The organism is Aeromonas sp. R3-1, assembly GCF_040908345.1.
Taxonomy (GTDB): domain Bacteria; phylum Pseudomonadota; class Gammaproteobacteria; order Enterobacterales; family Aeromonadaceae; genus Aeromonas; species Aeromonas veronii.
In genome coordinates, this window is record NZ_JBFODN010000183.1 from 1 (window position 1) to 6,642 (window position 6,642).

The window sequence follows — 6,642 nt, forward strand, 5'->3', positions numbered from 1 at the left end:
GGAGCGGAGTTATCCCCGCAGTGTGAAGGCAAGACCACAAAAGTATGCGGTGAAAAAAGCCAATAAAAACAATGCCAGTCAGGCTTAACTGACTGGCATTAGCCTCAGACTCCCTTCTTGCTATCTACTCCACTAGAGAGATGTAGATCCGGCTCATTGGTGTGGCGTCACCTCCCCCCCCACCATCTGCACTGAAATCTGCCCCCACCCCTATTCCACAATGGTCGATCTCTGCTCTGCTCTGCTCTGCTCTGCTCTGCTCTGCTCTGCTCTGCTCTGCTCTGCTCTGCTCTGCTCTGCAATGAGTGATGGTAGATCCCGAAGACAAAAAAAGCGCCCTGAGGCGCTTTTTTTATATCAACCGGATAATCAGCCTTTGAACTTGCTGAACACCAGAGAAGCGTTGGTACCGCCAAAGCCGAAGCTGTTGGACATGACGGTGTTGAGTTCGGCCGCTTCGTACTCACGCACGATGGGCAGACCTTCAGCCTTCTCGTCCAGGGTCTCGATGTTGATACTGGGAGCGATAAAGCCGTGTTCCATCATCAGCAGGGAGTAGACAGCCTCGTGCACGCCGGCGGCGCCCAGCGCATGGCCGGTCATCGCCTTGGTGGCAGAGATCTTGGGACCGTTGGCACCAAACAGGGTCTGGATAGCTTCCAGCTCTTTGGTATCGCCAACCGGGGTGGAGGTACCGTGGGTGTTGATGTAATCAACCTTGCCGACACCCTGCATTGCCATCTTCATGCAACGCACTGCGCCTTCGCCACTCGGGGCAACCATGTCGTAGCCATCAGAAGTAGCACCGTAACCGGTCAGCTCGGCATAGATGTGAGCACCACGGGCCAGAGCATGTTCCAGCTCCTCAACCACCAGGATGCCGCCGCCACCGGAGATAACGAAACCATCGCGGTTCGCATCATAGGTACGGGACGCTTTTTCCGGCGTGTCGTTGTACTTGGTAGAGAGCGCGCCCATGGCGTCAAACTGGATGGTAGAGGACCAGTCCAGCTCCTCGCCGCCACCAGCGAAGACCACATCCTGTTTGCCAAGCTGGATCAGCTCCAGCGCGTGACCGATGCAGTGGGCAGAGGTGGCGCAGGCGGAGCTGATGGAGTAGTTAACCCCCTTGATCTGGTACGGGGTCGCCAGACAGGCAGAGGTGGTGGAAGACATGGTACGCGGCACCATGTAAGGGCCCACACGCTTGACCCCTTTCTCACGGGCGATATCCACAGATTCCGAGGTGTTCTTGCCGGAGGCACCACCTGAACCGACCACCAGGCCGGTACGCTCGTTGGAGACCTGATCTTCCGCCAGACCAGCATCTTCAATGGCCTGCTGCATGGAGAGGTAGGCGTAGGCCGCAGCGTCGCCCATGAAACGCATGACTTTACGGTCGATCAGTTCAGACGGATCGAGTTTGATGTTACCCCAGACACGGCTGCGCAGGTTGTGCTGCTCGAACTGCTCGGAATAGGTGATGCCGGATTTACCTGCTTTCAGGGAGGCCAGCACTTCTTCCTTGTTGTTGCCGATACTGGAGATGACGCCGATACCGGTGATCACTGCTCTTCTCATTAATTCATCTCGTCTGGAAAAACTGGCGCCAAGTCTACCCGCTTTCGGCTGCCAAACTGGTCTGCTTTCACGTAGAATGCCCGCGATTTTGTGACGCGAGCCGAGGAAAACGTGAGTCAAACATCCTTACATCATGCCCGATTGGACTGGAATGAAGCGGGAACTCCTGTCTCCAGTGACTTCGGGGATGTGTACTTTTCCAATGATAACGGTCTAAGTGAAACCCGCTACGTCTTTTTGCAGCAAAACCGGCTACCTGCGCGATTTTCGCACCACGATAGTGACAGTTTCGTGATAGGTGAAACAGGTTTCGGCACAGGCCTTAACTTTCTGGCGACAATGCAAGCCTTCCTGGAACAGGCGCCTCAATCCGGCAATGGCTCCCGTCTGCACTTCATCAGTTTCGAGAAATACCCCCTGACCCAAGACGATCTGCGCAAGGCGCTGGCCGCCTGGCCTGAACTTGGCCACTTGAGTCAGGATCTTGTCGCCCAATGGCCGCTGCCGGTTTCCGGTTGCCACCGCCTGCATTTTGCGGGTGGCCGCATTCGCCTCGATCTCTGGTTTGGCGACATCAAGGATATGCTGCCGCAGGTGCCTCACCGGGCAGAAGGTCTGGTGGACGCCTGGTATCTGGATGGTTTCTCCCCGGCCAAGAACCCGGAGATGTGGACACAGGATCTGTTTGATGGTCTCGCTCGCCTCGCCCGTCCCGATTGCTCCATCGCCACCTTTACCTGTGCCGGTTTTGTCCGTCGCGGCCTGATTGCCGCCGGTTTTACCATGAAGAAGGTCAAGGGCCACGGTAGCAAGCGGGAGATGCTGGTGGGGGATCGCACCGACAAGCAGCCGCAGCATACCATAGTCCCCTGGTATGCCCGTCCTGCCGGACGCGCTGGCGAGGTGGTGATCATCGGCGGCGGCATCGCCTCGGCCATGACGGCGCTCTCTCTGGTGGAGCGGGGTCGCAAGGTGACGTTGCTGTGTGCAGATGGCGAACCGGCCACCGGCGCCTCGGGCAACCGCCAAGGAGCCCTCTATCCACTGCTTAACGGCGAGCACGACGCCCTGTCACGCTTCTATTCGCTCGCTTTTGGCTATGCCCACCAACGGCTGCTGGCGTTGGCCGAACGCCATCCTATCGTTTTCGAATTATGCGGAGTGACCCAGCTCGGTTATGACGACAAATCGGCAGCCAAGTTGGCGAAAATGAACCAAGGCCCCTTCCCGTCCGAACTGATGTATCCCCTCTCTACAGCAGAGGTAGAGCAGGTGGTTGGCCTGCCCTGCGGCCATAGCGGCGTCAGTTACCCGCTGGGGGGCTGGCTCTGCCCTGCGGATCTCACCCGCGCCGCCATCAAGGAAGCACAAGCCAGCGGGCTGCTTGAGGTCGTGTTCAAGACCGAGGTAGTCGCTATTACTGAACTGGCCGATGGCTGGCAAGTAGAGAGCCAGGATGGCCGCCACTGGCAGGCCCCCAATCTGGTGGTCGCCGCCGGACACCAGTTGCCAGCACTGCTCCCCTTTGCCGAGCTGCCGCTCTATCCGGTGCGCGGTCAGGTGAGTCATGTGCCAACCTCAGCCAGCTTGAGTCAGCTCAACACGGTGCTCTGCTACGATGGCTACCTCACACCTATGCACAACGATCAACACTGTATTGGTGCCAGCTATGGCCGTAACCAGAGCAGCCTTGAGTTTCGTGCCGAGGAGCAAATCCAGAATCAGGTGCGGTTGCAAGCCTGCCTGCCGGAGCAAACCTGGCCCGCCGAAGTGGATGTGAGCGGCAACGAGGCGCGCGTAGGGGTGCGTTGTGCCAGCCGGGATCACCTTCCGGTGGTGGGGCCAGTGGCCAGATTGCAAGGTCTGGCGGATCACTATGCGCAGCTGCAGCATGATCAGCACAACGCCCAGCCGCTCCCCCTTCACCCCGGCCTCTATGTGCTGGGGGCGCTCGGCTCGCGGGGCCTCTGCTCGGCGCCGCTCTGTGGTGAGCTGCTCGCCAGCGAGATCTGCGGCGATCCCTTGCCGCTGGCCGCCGATCTGCTGGAAGCGCTCCACCCAGCCCGTTACTGGGTGCGCAAACTGCTCAAAGGCAAGGCGCTGGTCTGAACCGGACTCTGCAAACAAATAGAATGGCCGCCCATCAGGCGGCCATTCTATTTATCAAATCGTGCGATGCTGGATATTGCGTCTTGAGATAGCACTTACTTGGGCCAGTGCACCCCGAGCTGTTCGCCGTAACCTGTCTGACGCTGGAATCCGTCGAGCCGTCCCTTGATCTTGTTCAGCTCGCCACTGCCCGCAGCCCACGCGGCATAGCGCAGCGCCTGGCAATCTGCATGACCGGGTAATCCCGCAATCGCACCGCCCACCTGATTGGCCCCTTGCAGCACCATCTCCTTGAAGCGGGATTCGTAGTCAAACATGCTGGAGAGCAGCCGCCCCCAGCGCTGGCGGGCAGGATCGTTACTGTTCGCGCTCTGACGCCAGCGGGGCAGCAACACGGTGGCGTTGGTGGTCACCGTCACCCGGTTGAGCTGGCAGCGACCCGGCAACTGCTCGGTATCCAGCTGCCAGTCCACCTGATAACTCGCCTTGCCGAGTACGGGCTTGCCATTCACCTTGGGAGCACTCTGGGCAATCGCCCGGGCAAGCTGCTCCGGACTGGTTGCATTGACCTCATAAAAACGGACATTGATGCGGGACTCTGGCACCACTTGCGGCCGGCTCGGCTGAGCCTGACTCATCAGGGGCAACAACAACAATCCGACCCCCACTACTCCATAAACCTTGCTGACCATGCCAGACTACCTTCCTTGATTGCACGGGCGGAGTACCAACCTTGGTGAACCCCACCGCCACACAGATGACGGGTATAGCCTATGTGTGACGACGAGGCGGCGCAACACAATGATGCGCCCAGAAATCAGAGCACGCTCACAGGTTGCGTGAGCAGAGTATGGCACAAGGCCAAAACTGTATTTTTATTGAGCATGACGGCTGATGCGCTGCCAGTCGAGGTGATAGTTTTTCACATTGATGTCATGACCATCTATCTGAATAAAATGATCATTTTTAAGGCGGTTGGCAAAAAAGTCCTGATCTGCCCCCTCATTGAGCCACAGCTCGCAAAGTCCCCGTTTTCCCTCTTTGGCATAGAATCTCGGGGTGACCAGCAGCGCGACCCCATCTACCCGGATGGCATGACGGGCCAGGCAGTTTGCTTCGGTGGTTTTGGATGCCAGCGCGGCAAAACGGGGTCTGTTCCCCTCGGCAACCACCAGTACCCCATAAGAGTGAGGAGCCATGAGACGCCGCATGGCGACCGCCTGATGAGGACCGGTTTGATGAAAACCGTCATTGGTTACCGCAAACACGCAAGTAGGTGAAAATAGCATCGCAAGCAGGAAAATAGAGCGTTTAATGCCTGAAAAATCACCAATCGCCATATAAAAGCCTCAAAAGACAACCAAGGCTGGCAAGGGTAGGTAGCCAAACCCGCTGGGTAAAGTACCTTTACCTTTCTTTAATTCTGTTCATGGGGTTAAACGTTGATTTAGCTCACACAACATCCTGTTTCCAGTCGCCACTCTACCCCTATCGGAATAGACTCCCTCCACTCTCATCCAATCAGAAGGCAACATATGCTGGAACTCATCGTTGGCACCCTGGTCACCCTGGTGGTGGGCCGTGCCATTTTCAAAGGATACTCCGCGACCGGGGTGCTGCTGAGCGGCGGCTTGCTGCTGCTGGTCATCACCGCCATGATGGGCAAACCGGTACTACCGAGCAAGGTGGTCAGCACCGGTTATATCGCAACCGATATCTTCGAATACGTCCGCTTCCTGCTCAATGACCGTGGCGGTGGACTGGGGATGCTGATCATGGTGCTGTGCGGCTTCGCCGGCTATATGAGCCATATCGGTGCCAACACCATTCTGGTCAAGCTGGCCAGCAAACCGCTCGGCATCATCAAGTCCCCCTATATCCTGCTGGTGGCTGCCTATCTGGTGGCCTGCGCCATGTCGCTGGCGGTCAGCTCCGCTACCGGCCTCGGCGTGTTGTTGATGGCCACCCTGTTCCCACTGATGGTCAACATGGGGATCTCCCGTGGCGCGGCTGCGGCCGTGTGCGCCTCGCCAGCCGCTATCATTCTGGCACCGACCTCCGGTGACGTGGTGATGGCCGCTCAGGCCGCCAACATGCCGCTGCTGGATTTTGCCTTCAAGCTGACCCTGCCCATCTCGCTGGTGGCGATCGCCTGCATGGCGGTGACCCACTTCTTCTGGCAGCGCTACCTTGACCAGAAATCCGGTGAACACAACGAGCCGGTCGCACCGGGTGATCTGGTGACTACCGCCCCCGCTTTCTACGCCATCCTGCCCTTTACCCCCATCATCGGGGTGCTGGTGTTTGACGGTAAATGGGGTCCGCAGCTGGATATCGTCACCATCATCGTCATGTGCATGGTGTTGGCCAGCCTGCTGGAGCTCGTGCGGATCCGCAATGGCAAGGAGCTGCTGGATGGTCTGCAGGTCTGCTGGCGCAACATGGCTGACGCCTTTGCCGGTGTGGTCATGCTGCTGGTCGGTGCCGGTGTCTTCGCCCAGGGTCTGATGACCATCGGCTTTATCGACACCCTGCTGGCTCACGCGCAGGATCTCGGTTCCGGCGGCCTGATCATGATGCTGTCACTGGTGGTGATCACCACCCTGGCCGCCTTCACCACCGGTTCGGGTAATGCCCCCTTCTACGCCTTCGTGGAGCTGATCCCCAACCTGGCCAGCAGCCTTGGCATCAACCCGGCCTATCTGGTAATCCCGATGCTGCAAGCCTCCAACCTGGGTCGCACCATTTCTCCGGTCTCCGGGGTGGTGGTCGCCTGTGCGGGGATGGGCAAGCTCTCGCCGTTCGAAGTGGTCAAGCGCACCAGTATGCCGGTCGCCGTCGGCCTGCTGGTGGTGATCGTCGCCACCCAGATCATGGTTCCCGCCTGATCGCTGACCAGCCCGGCACCCTGCCGGGCTGGTATCCTCCCCCCCCTTTGCAGTAGACTCGGTG

At 58.7% G+C, this 6,642-nt stretch carries 5 protein-coding genes; 2 read left to right on the plus strand and 3 right to left on the minus strand.

Annotation, left to right across the window (positions count from 1 at the left end):
- Nucleotides 1-369: 369 nt before the first annotated feature.
- Entirely contained in the window at nucleotides 370-1,581 is a 1,212-nt protein-coding gene (fabB, locus tag AB5Y85_RS11165) for a beta-ketoacyl-ACP synthase I (protein ID WP_257688114.1), read from the minus strand.
- 90 nt (nucleotides 1,582-1,671) lie between these two features.
- Here fabB and mnmC point away from each other — a divergent pair, with 90 nt between their 5' ends.
- On the plus strand, nucleotides 1,672-3,690 hold the full coding sequence (mnmC, locus tag AB5Y85_RS11170) for a bifunctional tRNA (5-methylaminomethyl-2-thiouridine)(34)-methyltransferase MnmD/FAD-dependent 5-carboxymethylaminomethyl-2-thiouridine(34) oxidoreductase MnmC (protein ID WP_257688113.1): 2,019 nt from the start codon (nucleotides 1,672-1,674) through the stop codon (nucleotides 3,688-3,690).
- A gap of 95 nt (nucleotides 3,691-3,785) precedes the next feature.
- On the opposite strand, the gene AB5Y85_RS11175 is transcribed toward mnmC, so the two are convergent.
- Both AB5Y85_RS11175 and AB5Y85_RS11180 read right to left on the minus strand, forming a co-directional pair.
- Entirely contained in the window at nucleotides 3,786-4,382 is a 597-nt protein-coding gene (locus AB5Y85_RS11175) for a DUF922 domain-containing protein (RefSeq protein ID WP_064335946.1), read from the minus strand.
- 183 nt (nucleotides 4,383-4,565) lie between these two features.
- Nucleotides 4,566-5,030 carry a hypothetical protein gene (locus AB5Y85_RS11180; RefSeq protein ID WP_064338059.1) on the minus strand — a complete coding sequence of 155 codons (465 nt, stop codon included), beginning with the start codon at nucleotides 5,028-5,030 and terminating at the stop codon, nucleotides 4,566-4,568.
- 195 nt (nucleotides 5,031-5,225) lie between these two features.
- Between AB5Y85_RS11180 and dcuC the strand changes: the two genes are divergently transcribed.
- Nucleotides 5,226-6,578 (plus strand): anaerobic C4-dicarboxylate transporter DcuC, encoded by a 1,353-nt coding sequence (gene dcuC / locus AB5Y85_RS11185; protein WP_005336914.1) that lies wholly within the window; start codon nucleotides 5,226-5,228, stop codon nucleotides 6,576-6,578.
- The last annotated feature ends 64 nt before the right edge of the window (nucleotides 6,579-6,642 follow it).

What these genes read in the sequence shown, in the direction of transcription:
- AB5Y85_RS11175 (WP_064335946.1), bottom strand. Translation starts at nt 4,382, where the DNA reads ATGGTCAGCAAGGTTTATGGAGTAGTGGGGGTCGGATTGTTGTTGTTG.
- fabB (WP_257688114.1), bottom strand. Translation starts at nt 1,581, where the DNA reads ATGAGAAGAGCAGTGATCACCGGTATCGGCGTCATCTCCAGTATCGGC.
- AB5Y85_RS11180 (WP_064338059.1), bottom strand. Translation starts at nt 5,030, where the DNA reads ATGGCGATTGGTGATTTTTCAGGCATTAAACGCTCTATTTTCCTGCTT.
- dcuC (WP_005336914.1), top strand. Translation starts at nt 5,226, where the DNA reads ATGCTGGAACTCATCGTTGGCACCCTGGTCACCCTGGTGGTGGGCCGT.